This is a genomic window from Pseudoalteromonas sp. S16_S37 (assembly GCF_014694405.1).
In the GTDB taxonomy this organism is placed as follows: domain Bacteria; phylum Pseudomonadota; class Gammaproteobacteria; order Enterobacterales; family Alteromonadaceae; genus Pseudoalteromonas.
Map to the genome: position 1 here is coordinate 1 of NZ_JAAUWV010000018.1, position 22,001 is coordinate 22,001.

Here is a 22,001-nt window from a genome sequence, read left to right on the forward strand (position 1 = left end):
TCTTCTATTGGATATATTTCACCAGCTCAATATGAAGCTGATTTCTATGATAATTTAAAAGAGTCAGGTAAAGTAGCCTGACTTAAACAACTAGTCTCCGATGAACTCGGGGCGATTCAGTAATTTGACTTGTTTAAGCTCTATTTGGAGCAACTCTTATGCTGCAATAACTCCTTTCTCTGCATTTTTTATTGTGGCGATATTTAGCTGCATTTGGTTTTTTTATTGCGGCATAAAGTACAAACAAAAAGTAGGTAAATCGGTATATTTACTGTTAGCTGTCGGAGCTGTGTTCTATTACTTTTGGTTCAAAGGTTTTTACGGTTTCTGGCAACTAATGAGCTACGAGCAAAAGGAAATTACATTACAAGAGTTTTTTGAAAAAACAGGTGGTACAGAAAGGTTAAAGCTGTATGGTAGTGGCGCTAATCAAAATGTATTGTGTAAATCGCAATATAACAAAGCAAATTAAAAGTGCGGACAAAAAACAGTGGGCTTTGTTCGCACCTCAATTTGGACATCCACCTCAATTTGTTCGTTAGACAGTATTTGCGACTTCCCGGTTAAACAGGTTTTATTGCTCCGATTTGACGCAAGTTTTGACCGCAGTTTCTGTGGACAGTCACTCCAAGTCAACAGTCTGTTAATCAGACTTGACTTACCAATCTGAGCCGGTCAGATTTCTGCAACAAATTGGACCTGAATAATATACATCTGTACAATTCCACACTTCTAGTCTATTTCAGACGGTACCTGTTTTTACAGGATGTGAAGGTACCTTGTCTGCCGCATATATGAGGATTTAAACGATGCGCGTAATAGTGATATTGAGCCTATTTGCTTTTTGCATGATTAACCTAAGTGCCTGTGGTACAACTGATATTGTTCGCGTAAGCGAAACGAAGTTATATAAAGCAGAAATGATTGGTGTAAAACAGTACCGTAAAGGGAACTATGAACAAGCATTTGAGCTGCTTAAACAACCCGCTCAGATGGGTTACAAAGGCGCACAATATGTATTGGCTTTTATGTTTTTAAAGGGTCAGTATGTTGAGCAATCTACCGTGTTAGGTATGGGGTGGCTTGGCGTTGCAAAAGAAGCCGACGTAAAAGATTGGAACACCCAGTTTGACAACTTTTACGCAGCAGCACCAGAGAGTTTAAAAACTAAAATTGATGCAAAGGTAGCGCAATATATCGCGCAATTTGGCTTAAAAGCGCAAAACGTGACGTGCAAAAAATCATTGAATACATCGACTAAAAGAGTCGACGTTAAATGTGATAACTATGATGGAATAGGTCAACTATACGAAATAGAAATGACAGAAACTGAATCACTTTAGGCAGCCAAATTCTGGCATGTAATAAACACAAAAATTGGACTCAATATTATGAAATATAATGGAATAGCTTTAGCGGTTGCGTTATGCAGTAGCTCAGTTTTAGCACAAAGTGAATTTAACAAAACACATACAATTTACTTTGATAACGTACTTGATGGCCAACTAGTAAATCAACAGTCTATGGATTTTGATTTTAAGGGCACTAACGAGCATTTTGTTGCCAAAAATGATGTCGACATTGTATCTGGAAGAACAAGTGTTGATGAGCAGTTGGTGCACTTTGAAATTAGCCAACCCGATCTCAACACGACAATGTACTTCACTGGCTCGTTAAGCGATACCACTTACACAGGAACATGGTACTCCAATCAGGGAACTCGTGGCGATTGGAACCTGCTTCTGAATCCGCAAAGCCAATTGTCAAGTTGCAAAGAAATACTTCAATCAGGCCAGAGTACAGGTGATGGGGTATATGACATTGTTGGAGACAACGGCAACTTTTTGAGTGTTTATTGTGATATGACTACCGACGGTGGTGGTTGGACATTGGTGGGAAGCTTCCCTAAAAACCATGCCGGTGGCGTTAAAAACTTAACGCAATACTCAGATGAGCCTGAAACATCACCTAATAATCCAACTAAACTTTGGATGTACAAAGGCAACTTATCAAGATTTGTTGATGTGAGAGAGCAAATTGCTTGTTCACAAGCGCAATGTGCCGACGGTAAGGCTGTGTATGGCGTTAATTTCTCAACATTTGAGCTTGAACAAGTAAGAACGACTTGGGCATATGAAGATAAAGTGGTTGCTATGCCAATGAGAGCTGGTCAACCTGCTTGTAGAACCGACTTGAGCGAACCTAATACGTCGTATGATGGCTGCTCTAACCCAAGCTATGTAACCTATACCAGTACCGATACTTACGTTGGTTGGCAAGGGGATGTTAATGGCGGTTATTGCTGGGTGGCGCGTGGTACACATAAACCTAATTCATTAGGCTCTTCTTTATGTAAAGGTGTGGAGCCAAACGGAACTAAGTGGGCGCTGCTGTGGATGCGTTAATACTTAGCCTAAGTGATATGGAGGTGAATGGTTAGTGATTAACCATCACCCCTATTACACGATAGAAGCGGCGACCATAAACAAATGCGACACGTTAAAAGTGGTGAGATTCTGAAATAAGTCGAGAATGACGATACAAGTTCAGAATGACGAGTCAAATTGAGATAGTGGCAGCGCAAAATATACACTCGCGGTCTTACTAGCTAGAGCCTGTACCACTTAAGCGAATTACGTTATGACGAGGAACAGCCCAAGTAGCGTAAATAGGATACCAAAGTTAAAAGAAAACTTGGCATACCACGATGGGATAATTAACTGATCTGAATCGTGTTTTGTAAGTTTACCCGCGAGCCAAAATCCGTATACCCAGCCAATCGCATTATGTGTAATGTATAAAGAGGGTAGCAAAACTTGCCATTTCGAAAACGGTAAATAAATCAACGCGAAGATAGATACAATAGCCCAAATAAACTCAATGATTGATGTTATGGCCGTAACAGGCGTGATTGGATTTTCAGGTGAGTTTAAGATATGACGGGCTTCGTATATTATGATGAGTCCAATGAAAAGGCTTAAACCTAGATAAACCTCAAGCATAAAATGTTCCTTAAAATAGGGCGGCAAGGCTGTGCCGCCCCGTGTAACTTTCTCATTTACATTGCGTTGTATTCATCTTCCCAGAAGAACTTCTGTTCACCGAAAGCGGGTTTTAAATCATTTAACCAAGTCGCTTTTTCATCATACTTAGCAAAAAATGGTTGTTGTACCCAGTCCGGATTGCGGGCTTGAATAAAGCGCAGTACAAACACTTTTTCACCATGAATTTGTGCTACACCAGAAATTTCGACTTTACCTGGGCCCGCACTCATAGACGGACCGCGTACGGTTCTGCATACCCCAGACACATTTTTATAGGCGTCACGGAATATTTCCCATGTTTTATATAAAGGCAACTCAAAGTAGCGTTTTGCTCCGGTATCCCGTTCAATAAACATGTAGTAGGGGATCATGCCCAGTTGCGTTTGCGCTTTCCACATTTCGCTCCACATTTGTGAGTCAACATTAATGTTATTTAGTAAAGGCGCTTGCGTTCTGATCTGAGCACCAGTTTGACGAATAAGGCGAATTGCTTCTTTGGTGATATCGGTACGAAGCTCTTGTATATGATTAATGTGGGCCATGATAGAGACATGTTTACCCGCGTTAACAAGCTCTTTTAAAAGCGCCAACAGCTCTTTTGCATCAGGGTCGGTGACATATCTAAATGGCCAAAAGGTGAGTGATTTGGTACCGATACGAATGGTTTTAATATGGTCAAAGCGTGGCTCTTTTAATGCTTCTAAATATTTACGTAACTTTGAAGTGCGCATCACCATAGGGTCGCCACCAGTGATTAGCAGATCAGTGACTTCTTTATGCTCGGCTAAGTAATTATGCAGCAACGTTTCATCATTGTTGTTAAAACGTGTTGCTTTACCTACAAACTGCGCCCATCTAAAGCAAAACGTACAATAAGAATGGCAGTACTGGCCTTGTGATGGGAAAAACAACACGGTTTCTTTGTATTTGTGCTGAATACCGTCTAATCGCTTTCCTTCATAAAAAGGTACATTTTTGTCCATTTGCCCTGCTGGATGCGGGTTTAGCTTCAGGCGAATTTGGGTCGCTAGAGCAATAACATCTTCTGCAGTGTGAGGACGCTCTAGAAGCTGCACCATTTGTTGGTAAGATTCGTCGTCTAGCATACCGCGTTGTGGAAAGGTCAATTGAAAAACAGGATCGTTTGGTACGTTACGCCAATCAATTAGTTCTTCAATCACAAAGTTATTAACGCGAAACGGGAATACATTTGCAACGACTTTCATTTCGAAACGTAAATGCTCGGGGAGTTTATCTAGCTGCTCGATTTTGTCGATCTGACGATGTTGGTAAACGGTAAACCTTGGCGCTTGATAAGCTTGTGCAGGTTGTAATTTGACGATTTGCTGCATAAATCCTCGTACTTTTACTCATTGCTGTCAAAGCGATACATAGTAACATGGTCTGTTGTGTAATTTCGAACTACGTCGTCAAATTAGCAACACTATATTCCTTTAAAACTAATAGTAAGCCACAACACTCAAGTTATGGCATAACACATATTAGTATTGAGATTCGTTTATTGCGTCATAGATTGCATCTGCAAGTTTATGAATATCTTCAGTTGAACAGATGTAGGGCGGCATTATGTAGATAAGTTTACCAAATGGTCTTATCCATACCCCTTTATTAACGAAAAACCTCTGTATTTTAGCGACATCAACGGTTTTGTCTATTTCAACAACGCCAATTGCGCCTAATGTTCTTACGTTAACAACCTGAGGTAGACTTTCACACCGTTGAAGCGCTGTCATGGCTAGGTTAATTTTTGAGACTTGCGCTTGCCAGTTATTTTCTAACAATAAATCAATACTTGCGTTTGCTACGGCACACGCCAATGGATTACCCATAAAAGTTGGGCCATGCATTAAGACGCCAGCTTCTCCCTCGCTAAGTCCAACAGCAACTTTTTCGTTAGTCAGCGTGGCCGATAGCGTCATCATGCCTCCGGTCAGGGCCTTACCGATACACATTATATCTGGTTCGATATCAGCATGCTCACAAGCAAACATTTTACCTGTGCGACCAAAACCCGTTGCAATTTCATCGAGTATAAGTAACACATCATACTTATCACATAATTGCCTAACCTTAGCCAAATAGTAGGGGCTATAAAAATTCATGCCGCCAGCGTTTTGCACAATGGGCTCGATAATGAATGCAGCAACATCTTGATGGTGCTCTATAAACGCTTGTTCAAGGGAGTCTAATTCTTGTTGCTCTGGTTGGTCATCAAATTTAGCTTTAGGTGCGGCTACAAATATATGTTCAGGCAAAAAGCCTTGATACATGCTGTGCATTGAATTAACTGGGTCGCACACACTCATGGCCGCAAAAGTATCACCGTGATAGCCTTTTTGGGCGGTCATCAGTTTGTTTTTACCTTTATGGCCTTTACTTATCCAATACTGAAGCGCCATTTTTATCGCGACTTCAACACTTACCGAGCCGCTGTCTGCTAGAAAAACTCGGTCTAGTGTTTTTGGCGTAATGCGAATGAGTTTTTTGCATAGTTCAACCGCAGGGGCGTGGGTAATGCCGCCAAACATAATGTGGCTCATGGTACTTGCTTGCTGGTGAATCGCTGCGACTAGTTTTGGATGGTTGTAGCCATGAATCGCGCTCCACCAAGATGCCATTCCATCAATTAACTCAGCACCGGTATCGAGATAAATTTTATTCTCATTTGTGTGTGTTACGCCGTATGAAGGGAGCGGATTAAGCATGGACGTATAGGGGTGCCAAATATGCTTTTTATCAAATTCTTTATCGATTGACTGAAAATTACTCACTGGTAAACCTTGCTTGACTGGTTGGCGTTGACAATACTACGACACAAAGTAGACTAAGCCAATCACCGTCAAGTTAACTGCATTATTTTTGAGCAGATTTTAATAAAAAAGAGAATATAAACATGGCTACAGTTCGTCACGATTGGACTTATGAAGAAGTAAAAGCATTATTTGAGATGCCGTTCAACGATTTATTATTTAAAGCCGCCAGTATTCACCGTGAGAACTTTAACCCTAATGAGGTGCAGATCTCAACGCTACTATCGATTAAAACCGGTGCGTGCCCAGAAGATTGTAAGTATTGTCCGCAATCAGGTCATTACAAAACAGATCTTGAGCGAGAGCGCTTGATGGAAGTTGAAAAGGTTGTAGAACAAGCGCGCTTAGCAAAACAAAAAGGTGCCACACGTTTTTGTATGGGCGCTGCATGGTCTGATCCAAAAGATAGAGACATGCCTTACATTGAAAAAATGGTTAAAGAAGTGAAAGAGCTTGGCCTTGAAACATGTATGACGCTTGGGATGTTAGATAACGAAAAAGCCCATGCACTCAAAAACGCTGGCCTTGATTATTACAACCATAACTTAGATACGTCTCCTGAGTATTATCAGCAGATCATCACAACCAGAACGTACCAAGACCGTTTAGATACAATCGATAACGTGCGCGATGCAGGTATGAAAGTATGCTCTGGCGGCATAGTAGGCATGGGTGAACAAGCAGCAGACCGTTTTGGGCTTTTAATGCAGTTAGCTAATTTGCCACAGCAGCCCGAAAGTGTGCCGATTAATATGTTAGTGAAAGTTAAGGGTACACCACTTCAGGACGTTGAAGATTTAGACCATTTTGAGTTTGTACGCACGATTGCCGTTGCCAGAATTATGATGCCGAAAAGCTATGTGCGTTTATCAGCGGGTCGTACCGCGATGAATGAACAAATGCAGTCTATGTGTTTCTTCGCAGGCGCGAATTCAATTTTCTATGGTGATAAGTTGTTAACCACAGAAAACCCAGAAGCTGATGCCGATATGAACCTTCTTAAAAAGTTAGGCATGAAGCCGGAAGAACGCCATGATTACTCAGACGAAGCATACGAAGCCTCGTTGTCGTCTGCTATTGCTGATAAAGCAACTTCTGAGCTGTTTTACGAAGCAAATTAATGGCCTTTGAGTACATACAGCAAAGTTTGGCACAGCGACAACAACATGCTTTATTAAGGCAGCGGGTGCATGTGCAGCAAAGTAGCGCCCGCACGATAACCATTGCTGGCAAAACATATCTTAATTTTGCCAGTAACGACTATCTTGGACTCGCCGATTCACCGTTTGACAAAGCACCCACAGCAACAGGTAGTCGAAGCTCAGCTTTGGTCACCGGTTATCAAAGCTGTCATAAACTACTTGAAGATAAGCTATGCGCGTTATTGAACTATGAATCTGCATTGCTATTCAGTACGGGGTTCAGTGCTAATAGCAGCGTATTAAAAACGCTATTTAGCGAAACGAGTTCAACGCAAAACTGTGCAATATTTCAAGATAAGCTCAATCACGCTAGTTTAATAGATGGTGCTTTGCAAAGTTCAGCAAAGCATGTGCGCTTTAATCACAATGATATGTCTCATTTGCGATCAAGGCTTGAAAAGTCGCCCGCACACAACAAGCTCATTGTGAGTGAAGGGGTGTTTTCAATGGATGGCGACACAGCACCACTGGATGAGCTTTACAGTTTAAGGCAGCAGCATAATGCTTGGTTGATGTTAGATGATGCCCATGCGTTTGGAGTCTTGGGTGAAGATGGGTTGGGGTCGTGCCAATTACATCAAAATAAGCCCGATATATTAGTGATCACATTTGGTAAAGCAATGGCAAGCCAAGGTGCTGCGGTTTTGGGCGATAAAGCGCTTATTGACTACATGCTTCAGTTTAATCGCGAGTATATTTATTCAACCGCGATGTCTCCGTTGATGGTAGATGCTGCATTTTTTCAGCTGCAACGATTACTAGATGCCCATGCGCAAAGGGATAAACTGAAAGCTAATATCAATTTGTTTAAGCGTTTATGTGCTGACAAGCGCATTGCGGTTATGCTCTCTGATACACCTATCCAACCTGTGGTGTTGGGAAGCGCAGAAAATGTGCTTGCCGCTCAGCGAGCATTACAAAACCGTGGTATATGGCTAAGTGCAATCCGCCCGCCAACAGTACCAGAAAATACGGCCCGATTGAGGATCACGCTTACAGCAGCACACCAAGAGCAAGATATCTATGAGTTGGTGCGGCACTTAGAGGCGCAATTATGAATGCAGTAATTCAGCAGATTGGCTTATCACGCTCAGGTGTTAAGCAAAACACCGCCGAGCGATTTTCAAAAGCAGCTAAGCAATACCAGCAACATGCTAGAGTGCAGCAACAAGCTGCTACTCGTCTTTTTTCATTGCTTAAAAATGACTATGATCGCTTGTTGGACTTAGGAGCTGGGCCACTATTACATCATGAGTATCTGGCCAACTGTGCATCGAATGTTTTAAGTATTGATTTGAGTCACGGTATGTTGAGCCAAGGGCCAACTGATACTTGGCGGGTGTGTGCTGATATGGACAATTTACCACTGCAAAGTGGCAGCGTTAGTGGCGTTTTTTCAAACTTTGCAATTCAATGGAGCGAATCGCCAGCACAGTTGTTCAAAGAGTTAGCCCGGGTTTGTAAGCCAAACGCGCATGTGGTGCTTTCTTCCGTCTTAAATGGCTCATTAAAAGAAATCGCGCAGGCATGGCAAACGTTAGACGATAGGTGCCATGTAAATCAGTTTTTGACGTTGCAGCAATTAGAGCAGTTTGCCAATGATGCCGGGTTTACTATTCAACAGACGCAGCAAGTATGCCTTAAAGACTGTTTTGCAAATGCAAAAGAGGCATTCAAATCAGTTAAAAGTATTGGTGCAAATCAGCTTCAGAGCCAAAGTATTCAGCGTAGCGGGCTGATGGGCAAAAAGCGTTACGAAAAGTTACTTGCAGGTTATCCACTTGAACATAATCAAGCGGTAGTAAGCTATGAAGTCGCAATTATGGAATTAGTTAAATTATGAGCGCATTTTTTATTACTGGCACAGATACAGAGGTTGGCAAAACCCATATTACGGCTTTATTGCTTAAATTCTTGGCGCAGCATAAACGCAAAGCAATTGGCTTTAAGCCTATCGCTGCAGGGGCAGAAGAAGCGTTTGGCCAGTTAGTGAATGATGATGCCTTAACGCTGATGGAGTCCTCATCAGTTCATGGTAAGTATGAGCAAGTTAACCCAATCTGTTTTGAACCGCCTATTGCCCCTCATATAGCCGCCCAACAAGCGGGTGTACACATCACCTTAGACAAACTGAGTCACTATTATCATGATCTGGCAAAGCTTGGGGCTGAATTTACCCTCGTTGAGGGGGCTGGTGGATGGGCGTTACCCATTAACGACACGCAATATCTTTGCGATTGGGTGCAAAAAGAACAACTACCCGTTATTTTAGTTGTGGGCATGAAGCTTGGTTGCTTAAATCATGCGATTTTGACCAGTCACGCGCTAAAGGCACAAGGTGTTAAATGTGTTGGTTGGGTGGCTAATCAAGTCGATCCAAACATGGCTAATTTTGATGAAAACCTAGAGAGTTTACGCAAAAGGCTAGATGCTCCTTTGCTCGCTGTGGCGCCATATAGTAAAGAAAAAGCGAAGTTACAGATATACGCGGCACTGACTGATCTGTTGGGGATCAAATTGCAGGGCTAATAGCGACCATTAACCCATTAATAAAGCCTTAATCGGTTGTTGAATTTTGATTTAAGTAGTTAGGTAATAGCTCTTCAACAATTTTTTTGGCAGGAATTGTGTAGCGCACGCCGTTAAACATCACCGATGTGTGCTCATTGATCCCCGTGATGCCTGTTAAAGTCCAGCCTTCACCTCGCTCAGGACAAAACACTTTAGTCGTTGGGGGAATAACCTTAAAATCGTCCGACATAAAAACTCCGCGTTAGACTTATTTTTGCGCCCTAGTTTATACTAATTTCGCTAATTGCCAATTGAGAACCCAAATTTATGCAGTTATTTACACCGAGGCTATTGCTTAAGCCAATCACCTATCGAGATATGGTAAAACTGCATGCACTGCTAAATGATCCCTTAATCTCTAAATACAACGACTATGGCGAGTCTGTATCGCAATCTGAAATACGAGAGCTGATCCAGTGGGATTTAGAGCAAAGCTACCTTGGCTTAGGTGTGAGGTTAAGTATAAATTGCCAAACAAGTGGCATGATAGGGTGTATTGGGCTGTATGAATATAACCTTGAAATGGGTGAAGTTTATCTTGGTTTTGAGTTATCCCCGTTACATTGGGGGCAAGGCATTATGCGCGAAGCAGTTGAATGTGTAACAACCAATATAGCCAAACTTATTAATATTAATAGTGATATTAAACTATTGGCACGGGTGGAGGAGGATAATTTACGCTCTATTAAGCTCCTGCAACAGCAAGGGTTTATAAAGCTTGAAAACAGTGAGTACAGTAAATTAGTCACTATTTAACAATGGCATAAAGGTGTATCTAACCTTATTGTATCGACTGCAACTTGTTACTAAGTAGACGCACCAGTGAATCCACTGTTGCATTGTCATCATTCAACCCGACGAGTAAAGTCATAAAGTAACAATCCATCATAATATCAGCCTTGTGAACATCATATGGTTGACCTGCGAACAGCATTTTTTTAAATACTTCTAGCTGAGCAGAAAAGTATTCTTGTTGCCAAATAATGCCAGACAAAAGCTCTTTACTGAATTCTCGGTTGCTTAGATAAAATTGGTAAAGGTACTTGGCATAGTGCCGAAGTCTAAGCCTTGGCGTATGTAATTTCTCAGTTTGCGATGCTTGTGCCAAAACCTGCTCAATCCGCTCGTGCATCGCAGTTTTCAAAATATCTAGTTTAGTAGGAAAGTGCGAAAACACTGTACCTGTTGCAACATCCGCCAATTGTGAAATTTGACGCGTGGTTGTTTGCGCATATCCGTACTCTATGAATAAACTCCAGCTAGCATCAAGAATACGTTGTTTTGTTGATGATTTTTTATTCATATTGTTTCCAGTAAGTTAGACGTAAACAGTCTAGCATAGACACAAAAAATTATATATTGCACTTGAAATTGAGCGCGCTCATAATTCATAATGAGCATGCTCAATTTTGCAAAATTCAAATTAAGGATGGTGTAGTATGAATATTTTAGGATATGTGTTGTTTTTACCATTTCTCTACTTTTACAGTTATATTTTAGGTCCTGTATTGAAATGCGTTTTGATACCAGGTGGGCTCGCAGTATTGATGCTGATTATGGGCCCTAAAGAGTTCTTTCACTACATGAAGTTAGCCAAACAAGCACCAACTTCACACAAACCTGCCGAACTAACATAGTTTTACCGCTCAGATTAGTTTAAAATTGGGTTTTTAGGTTTCGGGCTGCTGTTAAATACAGCGGCCCACGATAACTTTCCTAGGAGCCCACTATTTTAAGCGCAGCTAATGTCACCATGCAGTTTGGTGCAAAACCTCTTTTTGAGAATATTTCAGTAAAATTTGGCGATGGTAATCGTTATGGTCTAATTGGAGCAAATGGGTGTGGTAAATCTACATTCATGAAGATTTTAGGCGGTGAACTTGAGCCAAGTACAGGTAACGTCAGTGTTTCGCCAAATACTCGCCTTGCCAAGTTAAATCAGGACCAGTTTGCCTATGAAGAATACAGTGTTATCGACACGGTGATCATGGGCCATAAAGAGCTGTGGAAAGTTAAAGCAGAGCGTGATCGCATCTATTCTTTAGCTGAAATGAGTGAAGAAGATGGCATGAAAGTAGCTGACTTGGAAACTGAATTTGCTGAAATGGACGGTTACTCTGCGGATTCAAAAGCGGGTGAGTTATTGTTGGGTGTTGGTATTCCTACCGAGCAACACTATGGGCCAATGTCAGAAATTGCGCCAGGCTTTAAGCTGCGAGTGCTACTTGCACAGGTGTTGTTTGCAGACCCTGATATCATGTTGCTTGATGAGCCAACCAACAACTTGGATATCTACACCATTAAATGGCTTGAAGAGGTGCTTAATCTGCGTGATTGCACCATGCTTATTATTTCTCACGACCGTCACTTCTTAAACTCAGTTTGTACTCATATGGCAGATATAGATTATGGCGAACTAAGAGTTTACCCGGGTAACTACGACGAATATATGTTTGCTGCGACGCAGGCTCGTGAAAAGCTACTGAGCGAAAACGCCAAGAAGAAAGCGCAAATTGCCGAGCTACAGCAATTCGTTTCACGATTCTCTGCAAACGCTTCTAAAGCGAAACAGGCAACATCTCGAGCTAAGCAAATAGATAAAATTCAATTAGATGAAGTTAAAGTGTCGTCTCGTCAGACGCCATTTATTCGCTTTGAACAATCTAAACAACTTTTTAGAAACGCGCTTGAGATCACTGATTTATCCCAAGGTTATGAAAACACTTTATTTGGTGGCTTAAATGCGCTTGTTGAAGTGGGCGAGCGTATCGCTATCATCGGTGAAAACGGTGTTGGTAAGTCTACTCTACTTCATACACTTGCAGGGCGTTTAGCGCCTAAAACTGGTGCATTTAAGTGGTCTGAAAATGCCAACATTGGCTACTACGCTCAAGACCATGCGGACGAATTTGAAAAAGATAGAACCGTATTCGAGTGGATGGAACAATGGCAGCAAGCGGGTGATGATGAACAAGTTGTTCGTAGTTACCTAGGCCGTATGTTGTTCTCTCAAAATGATATTAAAAAGCCAGTAAAAGTTCTTTCAGGCGGTGAGCAAGGTCGAATGCTCTTTGGTAAGTTAATGATGCACAAGCATAATATTTTACTAATGGATGAGCCGACCAACCACATGGATATGGAGTCAATCGAGGCCTTGAACTTAGCGCTTGAGCAATATGAAGGAACGCTCTTTTTCGTATCTCACGATAGACAGTTTGTATCGTCATTAGCGACCCGAATTTGGGAGATCAAAGACGGTAAGATTATTGACTTTAGAGGCAATTATGAAGAGTACTTGGCAACGCAAGAGCAATCTAAGTAACAGTAATAATAACCGCGCGTAAGCGCGGTTTTTATTTGCAAAAAGGTCATATAACTTTAGTGAGCCTGCTGCTAAAAAGTGCATGCTCAGCGCGACATACCAAGCTGGCAGGCCCGAAAATAATGGTATTACCTCGCTATTTAGGTATAATACCGCGCAAAAATTGAAGCTGTTTTGAGTACCCCAATTATTGCTTAAAACAGTTGTTTATAACGTATCGTTTAATTCAATACCGAGGATTTATTATGACGGTTGGCATTATCATGGGTTCAAAGTCAGATTGGCCTACAATGCAGCATGCAGCAGACATGCTAGACAAATTTGGCATCGAATATGAGACAAAAGTAGTTTCAGCTCACCGCACTCCTCAGTTATTAGCAGATTATGCATCAAGCGCTGCAGAGCGAGGCATTAAAGTGATCATCGCAGGTGCTGGCGGCGCGGCCCATTTACCAGGTATGGCTGCTGCTTTTACTAGTTTACCGGTATTAGGTGTTCCAGTTAAATCTAAAACCTTAAATGGCATTGATTCTTTACTGTCAATTTGCCAAATGCCTAAAGGTGTAGCTGTAGGTACATTGGCGATTGGTGATGCCGGGGCGGCAAATGCGGGCTTGCTTGCAGCGCAGATATTAGGTTGCCAGCAACCTGAAATTTTTGCCAAAGTAGAAGCGTTTCGAAAAGAGCAAACCGAAACCGTATTAGCTAACCCAGATCCAGCCGAGTAATATGAATATTTTAGTATTGGGAGCTGGGCAGCTGGCTCGTATGATGAGTTTATCGGCCACTCATTTAGACTTGCACGTTCTTGCATATGATGTTGGCTCAAAACAAGTTATCAACCCTGTTACTTTTGACGTAACCGCTTATACATTAACGCAAGCTATTGAAAGAAGCGATGCTATCACGGCTGAGTTTGAGCATATTCCAAGTGACGTGTTGGCTTTATGTGCGCAAAGCGGCAAGTTTTACCCGGGTGCGCAAGCAATTAAGACAGGCGGTGATAGAGCAACAGAAAAAGCTTTGTTAGATAAAGCGAAAGTTGCGTGTGCGCCGTATCAGCTAATTACTGAAAAAAGTCACTTTTTAACCGCCATTGATAACTTGGGTATGCCACTTGTTGTTAAAACCTGTCAGGCAGGTTACGACGGTAAGGGTCAGTGGCGAGTAAAATGTAAAGATGATGTTGAGCAAATTTGGTCTGAAATGGCACAGTTCTTAGCATCAGGAACGCAAGCTTTACCACATACCATTATTGCCGAAAAAATGATCCCGTTTGACAGGGAAGTATCAATCATCGGTGTTCGTGATAAAAACGGCCAATGCAAAACGTATCCATTAACGGAAAATCAGCACACCAATGGGGTGCTAACGTTATCGATTGCGGGTAAAGAAAAATCAGCTATTGAGCAACAAGCAAAAGATGCATTCAATGCTTTGGCAACAGAGCTAGATTATGTTGGTGTTTTGGCCATTGAGTTTTTTGACGTAAAAGGCCAATTATTGGTTAACGAAATAGCGCCACGCGTACATAACTCAGGACATTGGACTCAGCAAGGATGTCATGTTAGCCAATTTGAAAATCATATGCGTGCTGTTGCAGGTTTTCCGCTTGGCTCTACCGAGTTGTTACGACCAACGGCCATGATCAATGTGCTTGGACAAGCTGCAATTCCTAGAGAAGTGTTGGGTGTGAGTGATACAACCAGCCATTGGTACGGTAAAGCAGCTAAACCGGGGCGTAAGATGGGTCATATCAATGTCTCAGGCAATGACTTATCGCAGCTGGCAGAGCGCTTAGAGCAACTTGCTAAATTATTACCAGAGCAAGATTACCCAGGCGTTGCGCAAACAGCGAAAAGCCTCAAAGGTATTTAAAGATTAAGAAGCCGAGCTTAGCTCGGTTTTTTTATGCGTAAAATTTTGACAAACACATATGATAAAACAACACCATACTAAGCTCATTTTTCTCGCGCTTTTTGTTTTGAGCTTTACACCCATGATAAGTGCGACCTTTGCACTTGCTATGGGCGTCGCATTTGCTTGGTTTTTGGGTAATCCTTTTCAAGTCCAAAGCAACAAAATGAGTAAGTGGTTATTAAAAGCGGCAGTCATAGGACTTGGTTTTAACGTTAATATTATGGAGGTGTTAGCGGTTGGGCGCAGCTCTATCGTCCTGACGATAGTCAGTATTACAGCGATTATTGGCCTTGGCGAGCTGTTAACTCAGGCATTTCGGCTTAATCGAAATACAGGAGTGCTCATCTCTTTTGGTACTGCTATTTGCGGAGGCAGTGCCATTGCCGCGATGGCACCTGTTATCAAAGCAAAGCAACATGAAATTGCAGTGGCATTGGCAGTGGTATTTTCACTCAATGCAGTTGGCTTGTTATTATTTCCTTGGATAGGTGAGCTGTTAGCGCTTAGTGATGAGCAATTTGCAACTTGGGCTGCATTAGCTATTCATGATACCAGCAGTGTGGTGGCCGCAGCAGCGACCTTTAGCCCGCTTGCTGTGGGTATAGCAACAACGATAAAACTCACACGTGCAATGTGGATCATACCTTACACCGCAGCTGCAGGAGTATTTTGGCGAAGTGAAGAGCGTGCCAGCATCCCTTTATTTATATTTGGCTTTTTACTCGCTGCTATGTGCAATAGTTTTTTAAATGACTACGACGCCATTTGGCAAACACTCTATTTTGGTGCTAAGCATACGCTTGTTGCTACGTTGTTTTTGATAGGAACATGCGTATCAAAATCGGTTATATATCAAACTGGTTGGCGGCCTTTTGCTATGGCAACTGTACTTTGGGTGATTGTCAGCAGTGTGTTGCTCATACTCATTTTGGATAAAATAATTTAAATTTTTTTTGAACTGATCCTTTTTATGCTGGTCTGATATTTTGAGGCGTGGATAGGCCTCACTTCATAATCGTTGTCCATCAGCGACTATGTGAGCGCAGAGAGTATTTGGCCAGTAACATTTACTGGCCTTTTTTTTGTCTTAAAACTTGGTAGTTAGTCTTAAATTTATCGAATTTGCTCACCACATTTGATTTAATGGCAAAAACATAACAACTTAAAAGAAGCGCTATGATCAAACAATCTCTTCTCTCAATTGCCGTTGCATCCAGCCTGATGCTCACGGGTTGTCAAACAACAAGTCAAACACAACAAAGTGAAGCAGCTGTACAACCAATACCATCTATGGTGTCAACCCCTGTAGATTTTGGTGGTGAAAACATCACGTTAGAGCAAGCGATGGCACATCCAGATTGGATCAGTCGCAAGCCAGAGAGTGCATTTTGGGCTGCAGATAGTAACACAGCTATTTTTAGTCAAAAACAAGTTGGCAATGAGTTGCGAGACACGTTTATGGTCAGCACTTCATCATCACCGCAAAAGGTGATGCTTGACCAACTTCACACCGTGGGCGCTCAAGACGCTATCTACTCACGTGACGGTCGCTATCAAGCTTATACCTTTGAAGGTAATGTGTTTGTTAAAGAGATGTCGTCAGGCGTTCTTAAGCAAATAACACATAGCTCTGAGAAAGAGCATGATTTACAGTTTTTAAACTCGGGCGAACTTGCATATCGTATAGATAATACATTTTATCGAGTTGATTTAGCATCTGGGCGAACGCATGAGATTGTAAAATTGCACTTAAGTGATGCTCCTAAAGGTCTACAAGAGCCAAGTACGTACATCGCAAAGGAGCAGCATAAACTTATTGAATTTGTTGCGTTACAACACAAAAATAAAGCTGACAAACAAGCGCGTGAAGAAGCATTAAAAGAAAAAAATGCCACCATTGCAGATAATCACTTTTATTTAGGTAAAGGTAAGCAGCTCATCGAAGCAAGTTTATCTCCAGCGGGCGATAAACTTATTGCCGTTATCAGTGACCCACGCTCGTGGCGTGATGATGGCGATATAATGCCAAACTATGTAAGCCAAGACGGTCATATAGAGTCTGTTCCTGCTAGACGTAAAGTAGCAGATGCAAAGAGCCATTCTTCTACTGTTATTTTCATCGACATCCCCTCTAAGCAGCAAACTGAGCTGTCATATGACACGTTACCAGGCTTTGACGAAGATGTTTTAGCGGCAGTGAAAAAAGAAAACGCTGAGCGTGAAGGTAAAACTTATCAATCTAAAAAAGCACCACGTGATATAAATATCATGCCACCTTGGGGTCTTGACCCCGTGCAGTGGAATAGTGCAGGTAATGAAGTGGCACTGATGTTGGAGGCGTGGGATAACAAAGACAGATGGATAGCAACGGTTAATTTTGACAAGCAACAACTTGTTTCACAACATCGTTTGCACGATGACGCTTGGGTAAACTATGCACACAATGACTTTGGCTGGTTTAATAACTCAAATACACTTTACTACCTATCGGAGCAAAGTGGTTACAGTCATGTTTACACCAAACCTATCAATGGTAAAGCAACGCAGCTAACCAAAGGAAAATTTGTTGTTTCTGATTTAACGCTAGCTAAAAATGACGCACATATTTATTTTAAAGCGAATGTAAAACACCCTGGCATATATGAAATATATCGTGTTAATACGCGCACTGGTGAACGTGAGCAACTTACCGACTTAAACGGCATGACGGATTACAGTTTAAGCCCTGATGAGAGCAAGTTGTTATTAACGCATTCAACCATCATGATGCCTGAAGAATTGTACATAACAGATGTACAGCCTAACGCAGTAGCTAAACGTGTTACTCACACTGTTTCAGAGGCATTTGCCAACAAAAAGTTGATTGCGCCTAAGATTGTTGCAGTGCCATCAAGCCATGGCGAAGCACCGATTTACTCTAAAGTTTATTACCCAGCAGATTATGTTGAAGGGGAAACCGGTAAAAAGCGTAAAGCGATTATCTTCAACCATGGAGCTGGATATACGCAAGATGCGCATATGGGGTGGTCTTACTACTTTAGAGAATTTATGTTCCATTCACTGTTAGCTAGCGAAGGCTATGTAGTGATGGATATGGATTACCGAGCATCAAAAGGGTACGGCAGAGATTGGCGCACCGCAATATACCGTCATATGGGCAAGCCTGAAATTGAAGACCTAGTTGACGGTGTAAATTGGATGGTAGATAACACCAATGTAGATAGAGAAGCGGTTGGCACTTATGGCGGGTCATACGGCGGCTTTATGACCTTTATGGCGCTATTTACACAGCCAGATGTATTTAAAGCGGGCGCGGCAATTAGGCCTGTAACTGACTGGGCGTATTACAATCACGGTTATACTTCAAATATCTTGAATCACCCAGACATTGATCCGATCGCTTATGAGCGCAGCTCGCCAATCTACTTTGCACAAGGGCTGAAAAACGAGCTATTGATCAATGCGCCTATGCTTGATGACAATGTTTTCTTTCAAGATGTTGTGCGCCTTGTACAGCGTTTAATTGAACTTGAAAAAACAGGTTTTGAAACGGCAATTTATCCCGTTGAGCCACATGGCTTCAGACAGCCCTCTAGTTGGTTAGACGAATATCGCCGCATTTATAAGTTGTTTAAAGAAAACCTTTAATATTGATTAGCAGCGCCAGCGATTAAAAGCTGGCGTTTTTTTTGACATCAACGTGTGAACCTTGTGCTTTCTATTACAATAATACCCACCCGCGTTATTCAATGATCTATTTGGAGGCAAGGACACCTCATTGATAGCACCGTTATCGTGTCGGACTAATTGCAAAAAAATAATCAAGTATTAATACGGGTCGTAAAATATCGGATCAACATAAAGGAATAAATATAATGCGCATACTCTATTTTCCAATTGCAGGGATACTTTTACTATCGAGTTGTGTCCAACACGATGGTGTCCAACACGGTGGTGTCCAACACGATGATACAAATAGACCTATCAGCAATAATAAGCTACTTGCTGCTTACTCAATGCTTGCGCCAGCAAGCGATGGCTCTGTGCTGATATATGGCAGAGTAATCGTCGATGGTGTACTAAAAGACTCAAGTGGTTGTCCAACTATTGTCAGCGAGAGTGGAAACACAATAAAGAGTAAACAGAGGCAGCAAAGGCCAGATCCAAGTTTATTCCCGGTGACGGTCTGTGAGGCGGTGCTAGAGCCAAATGTAAGTTACCAAGTGGCATACAGTAATCTCAAGCTAGCGAAATCTTCACTGGAACCTAAAAACATTCAAATATTTGGTGATACTGGCTGTAAAAGCAAAGTGTGTAACACCAGCGCGGCTGAGCCCTTTAAAACTCTAGCGAGTATTGCAGCAAACAGCCCGCCAGACTTGCTGCTACATATGGGCGATTACAATTACCGAGGGACATCGGGTAGTATCAGTGGTAACACATACGCTTATGATGCGGGAGACGGCGGCTATGGTGGTAAAAGCTGTGGCCTAGATGAAACCTACTACAGTCAAAACTCCCAAGGAAGTCCGCGACCTGATAGTTGGGCAAATTGGAATGCTGATTTTTTTCAAAGCACGCAAGCGTTAATGGGCAGTGCCCCTTGGGTGTTCGCCCGTGGTAATCATGAACTTTGCTCAAGAGCTGGAATAGGGTGGTTTTACTTATTTGGGCCTGGGGCTCAATTTCAGCGGTCAATAAAGCAGCAATCTTGCCCTTCGCAAGGTAGCTATACCAATCCACCAGCGACAGCAGTTGAGCATATAGCAATGATTGAGCCGTATGGTTTGCCACTGCGCAATTTAAACGTGTGGGTGTTCGATTCAGCTAATGCGTGTGACGAACTTTCAACTAACCAGCTAACAGCGCAATATACTCAGCAATTTGAAAAGCTCAATACCTTTGCTGAGCGCTCAAACAATCCCACTTGGGTTATGACACATCGACCAATCTGGGGAGTAAATGGCGTGTCGCCGCTTGATACAATTAATACCCAATTACAAGTAGCATTGTCAAAAACTAAACAAAAAGCCTTGTCAGATAAAGTCGCGTTGTCGTTGTCAGGGCATATGCACCTGTATCAGTCTGTTACGCCCAATAGCGACTCGGGTCGACCGGCACAAATTGTTGTTGGAAATAGCGGTGTGAGCCTAAGTAACACGACTGACAACCAAAGTGTATCGGTAACGCTGGATGGTGTACAAAGCATTGTAAATACTCAGGGCAAATTTGGATATTTGAAAATTCAACTCAAGGATAACGCGTTGCAATGGCAAGGTGAAATGATTGGCGAGAATGCAAAAGCATTCTTAGTGTGCGATCCAAACCATGCGACCAACGGTAAAGCAATTTGCGAGAAATTAGACTAATGAATCTATAAATCGACTTCAAAAAAGGGGTATAAATAAATTTATTTATACCCCTAGTTGATAGCCTTAGCTTTGCCAAAAATTACATGGCTTGCTCTGTTGCATAGTGATTTTTCATGTAAGACAATAAGTTAATGTAATTGAAACGTCCAAATCGATCATTTTGAATAAATATAAGGATAAGTATGTCGTTTTTCAAAAAAGTACTTGGTAGTGTAGGGATTGGTGCTGCAAAGGTAGATGCCGTTTTAGATCACAATGAAGTATCATCTGGGGAGGAATTAACCGGCGTGATAAAGGTGATTGGTGGCAAAGTAGCTCAAGAGATCAATAAAATCGATCTTGACGTTATGTGTAACTACACCGTTGAGTATGAAGACGATGAAGGTGAAGATATCACAGAAGTGCGAGAGCATACGCTGTCACGTTTTCAAATAAAAGAAAAGTTTACAATTGAACCAGGTGAAGAAAAGCATTTCCCATTTTCATTTGAGCTAGATGAAGAAACACCAATCACTGTAGGTCACTCAAAAACTTGGTTGGAAACAAATTTAGATATTGATATGGCAATTGATAAAACAGACAAAGATTATGTTTATGTTGTGCCAAATGAATTCCAGCAAGCGGTAATTGATGCCTTAGAAGATCTTGGTTTTGAGCTATATGACGCCGATTGTGAGGGCATTGATTCGGTGTCATTCTCAAGGCTTCCATTTGTTCAAGAGCTTGAATTTAAAACCATATCAGGCGACTTTCATGGTAAGTTTGACGAAGTAGAGGTGGTATTTTTAAATCGTGGTTATCAGTTAGATGTGGTTTTTGAGATTGATAGGAAAGCCCGGGGATTTTCAGGATTTTTCAAAGAGGCATTTGATTTAGATGAATCAAAAGTGCGCTTAGTTGTTACAGCGGATAACTTTGAAGAATTAGAAGAACTAATTTACGACATATTAGAAGCGAACTCTTAAGCTCACATCACCTATCTAATTCATTTTTTGCTAGCAAAGAAAGCTGTCAGACCCTTTTTTGTTTATGGCGATGTCATACGAAAATAGGTCTGATATCTGGCACTTATAAAGCCGTTATCTACACTATTTACCTATTTTCATATATGCAAAATAACCCTTAATGACTTCAAACGAGTAACGAGTTCAAAGGGCGAACGCTGTTAAAAACTCCCTCCCAAAAGATTTTCGTACAAAAAATAACCTGCAAAAAATAAATTAGCAAAATAAAATAGTTAGGCTAAGCTTTTTAGAAAATAGCGGCTTAATAGTTATTTGAGCATGAAAAGCTGATTTACCGATACTTTGAATATTTATTAGCAATATCTGAGTGGCTTGTAATGCAAATAACGACATAAGTTACATAAACTATGTACAGCAATGAGATTAAAATTAAATTCATTGTTAATATGTTGTTTTGTTTTTGTTTTTGTTTTTGTTTTTGTGATTACAATTAAGCATAAAAAGCTATTGCTGAGATACACCAAAAAACCGTTAAGTTCTAAGGAATTATTTGTAGTTCTGCTGTCGTTTAAACGAGATATGTGATTTCTACTTGACTCTTAATAAATGTAACTAATTGACTGTAGGTTAGTTATTAAAGCTGGGAGCAGTTAATTAGTGCTTTAGTGTACTGATTACCCAAGGAAGTACAAACGTGAAGTTTTGCATAATTTCATTTGTTGTACTAAACACATTAATTGATTTTTATCAGTTATAGACCGTAAATGTACGGCG

The 22,001-nt window shown here is 41.4% G+C and carries 21 protein-coding genes; 16 read left to right on the top strand and 5 right to left on the bottom strand.

The window, feature by feature from the left end; translation table 11 throughout:
• Window positions 1–337: 337 nt before the first annotated feature.
• The 3 genes from HC733_RS23385 to HC733_RS10125 all read left to right on the top strand — a co-directional run bounded on the left by HC733_RS23385 (window position 338) and on the right by HC733_RS10125 (window position 2,405).
• A complete protein-coding gene (locus tag HC733_RS23385; RefSeq protein WP_274602023.1) occupies window positions 338–472 on the top strand; it encodes a hypothetical protein in 135 nt (44 codons plus the stop codon).
• Window positions 473–809: 337 nt separating this feature from the next.
• Window positions 810–1,343, top strand: a complete 534-nt coding sequence (locus HC733_RS10120; RefSeq protein WP_190364929.1) for a sel1 repeat family protein — start codon at window positions 810–812, stop codon at window positions 1,341–1,343.
• A 48-nt stretch (window positions 1,344–1,391) separates the two neighbouring features.
• Entirely contained in the window at window positions 1,392–2,405 is a 1,014-nt protein-coding gene (locus HC733_RS10125; protein WP_190364930.1) for a fibrinogen-like YCDxxxxGGGW domain-containing protein, read from the top strand.
• 228 nt (window positions 2,406–2,633) lie between these two features.
• Here the strand turns inward: HC733_RS10125 and HC733_RS10130 are convergent, their stop codons facing one another.
• The 3 genes from HC733_RS10130 to bioA form a co-directional block, all read right to left on the bottom strand.
• Entirely contained in the window at window positions 2,634–3,002 is a 369-nt protein-coding gene (locus tag HC733_RS10130) for a hypothetical protein (RefSeq protein ID WP_190364931.1), read from the bottom strand.
• Between the two features lie 56 nt (window positions 3,003–3,058).
• A complete protein-coding gene (locus HC733_RS10135; protein ID WP_190364932.1) occupies window positions 3,059–4,396 on the bottom strand; it encodes a KamA family radical SAM protein in 1,338 nt (445 codons plus the stop codon).
• A 150-nt stretch (window positions 4,397–4,546) separates the two neighbouring features.
• A complete protein-coding gene (gene bioA / locus HC733_RS10140) occupies window positions 4,547–5,836 on the bottom strand; it encodes an adenosylmethionine--8-amino-7-oxononanoate transaminase (RefSeq protein WP_190364933.1) in 1,290 nt (429 codons plus the stop codon).
• 116 nt (window positions 5,837–5,952) lie between these two features.
• On the opposite strand from bioA, the gene bioB reads away from it, so the two are divergent.
• The 4 genes from bioB to bioD are packed head-to-tail and all read left to right on the top strand — an operon-like array spanning window position 5,953 to window position 9,606.
• Window positions 5,953–6,996, top strand: a complete 1,044-nt coding sequence (gene bioB / locus HC733_RS10145) for a biotin synthase BioB (protein WP_190364959.1) — start codon at window positions 5,953–5,955, stop codon at window positions 6,994–6,996.
• Entirely contained in the window at window positions 6,996–8,135 is a 1,140-nt protein-coding gene (locus tag HC733_RS10150) for an aminotransferase class I/II-fold pyridoxal phosphate-dependent enzyme (RefSeq protein WP_190364934.1), read from the top strand. Before bioB ends, HC733_RS10150 begins: the two co-directional genes overlap by 1 nt.
• On the top strand, window positions 8,132–8,920 hold the full coding sequence (locus HC733_RS10155) for a methyltransferase domain-containing protein (RefSeq protein WP_190364935.1): 789 nt from the start codon (window positions 8,132–8,134) through the stop codon (window positions 8,918–8,920). Before HC733_RS10150 ends, HC733_RS10155 begins: the two co-directional genes overlap by 4 nt.
• On the top strand, window positions 8,917–9,606 hold the full coding sequence (gene bioD / locus HC733_RS10160; RefSeq protein ID WP_190364936.1) for a dethiobiotin synthase: 690 nt from the start codon (window positions 8,917–8,919) through the stop codon (window positions 9,604–9,606). Before HC733_RS10155 ends, bioD begins: the two co-directional genes overlap by 4 nt.
• 28 nt (window positions 9,607–9,634) lie before the next feature.
• Here bioD and HC733_RS10165 read toward each other — a convergent pair whose 3' ends face one another.
• Entirely contained in the window at window positions 9,635–9,838 is a 204-nt protein-coding gene (locus HC733_RS10165; RefSeq protein WP_190364937.1) for a hypothetical protein, read from the bottom strand.
• A gap of 77 nt (window positions 9,839–9,915) precedes the next feature.
• Between HC733_RS10165 and HC733_RS10170 the strand changes: the two genes are divergently transcribed.
• Entirely contained in the window at window positions 9,916–10,404 is a 489-nt protein-coding gene (locus HC733_RS10170) for a GNAT family N-acetyltransferase (protein WP_190364938.1), read from the top strand.
• A 25-nt stretch (window positions 10,405–10,429) separates the two neighbouring features.
• Here HC733_RS10170 and HC733_RS10175 read toward each other — a convergent pair whose 3' ends face one another.
• Window positions 10,430–10,951, bottom strand: a complete 522-nt coding sequence (locus HC733_RS10175) for a TetR/AcrR family transcriptional regulator (RefSeq protein WP_190364939.1) — start codon at window positions 10,949–10,951, stop codon at window positions 10,430–10,432.
• Window positions 10,952–11,087: 136 nt separating this feature from the next.
• Between HC733_RS10175 and HC733_RS23135 the strand changes: the two genes are divergently transcribed.
• From HC733_RS23135 to HC733_RS10210, 8 genes are all read left to right on the top strand, one after another.
• Complete coding sequence (locus HC733_RS23135) at window positions 11,088–11,285, top strand: hypothetical protein (protein ID WP_238937519.1); 198 nt, start codon at window positions 11,088–11,090, stop codon at window positions 11,283–11,285.
• Window positions 11,286–11,377: 92 nt separating this feature from the next.
• The gene (locus HC733_RS10180) at window positions 11,378–12,970 is read left to right on the top strand and encodes an ABC-F family ATPase (protein WP_190364960.1); all 1,593 of its coding nucleotides are present in this window, start codon (window positions 11,378–11,380) and stop codon (window positions 12,968–12,970) included.
• A gap of 245 nt (window positions 12,971–13,215) precedes the next feature.
• The gene (gene purE, locus HC733_RS10185; RefSeq protein WP_190364940.1) at window positions 13,216–13,698 is read left to right on the top strand and encodes a 5-(carboxyamino)imidazole ribonucleotide mutase; all 483 of its coding nucleotides are present in this window, start codon (window positions 13,216–13,218) and stop codon (window positions 13,696–13,698) included.
• 1 nt (window position 13,699) lies between these two features.
• Complete coding sequence (locus HC733_RS10190; RefSeq protein WP_190364941.1) at window positions 13,700–14,848, top strand: 5-(carboxyamino)imidazole ribonucleotide synthase; 1,149 nt, start codon at window positions 13,700–13,702, stop codon at window positions 14,846–14,848.
• Between the two features lie 58 nt (window positions 14,849–14,906).
• On the top strand, window positions 14,907–15,836 hold the full coding sequence (locus tag HC733_RS10195) for a YeiH family protein (RefSeq protein WP_190364942.1): 930 nt from the start codon (window positions 14,907–14,909) through the stop codon (window positions 15,834–15,836).
• 230 nt (window positions 15,837–16,066) lie between these two features.
• Window positions 16,067–18,538 carry a S9 family peptidase gene (locus tag HC733_RS10200; RefSeq protein ID WP_190364943.1) on the top strand — a complete coding sequence of 824 codons (2,472 nt, stop codon included), beginning with the start codon at window positions 16,067–16,069 and terminating at the stop codon, window positions 18,536–18,538.
• A gap of 227 nt (window positions 18,539–18,765) precedes the next feature.
• A complete protein-coding gene (locus tag HC733_RS10205; RefSeq protein WP_190364944.1) occupies window positions 18,766–20,259 on the top strand; it encodes a metallophosphoesterase in 1,494 nt (497 codons plus the stop codon).
• Window positions 20,260–20,444: 185 nt separating this feature from the next.
• Window positions 20,445–21,227, top strand: a complete 783-nt coding sequence (locus tag HC733_RS10210) for a sporulation protein (protein WP_190364945.1) — start codon at window positions 20,445–20,447, stop codon at window positions 21,225–21,227.
• Window positions 21,228–22,001: the final 774 nt, after the last annotated feature.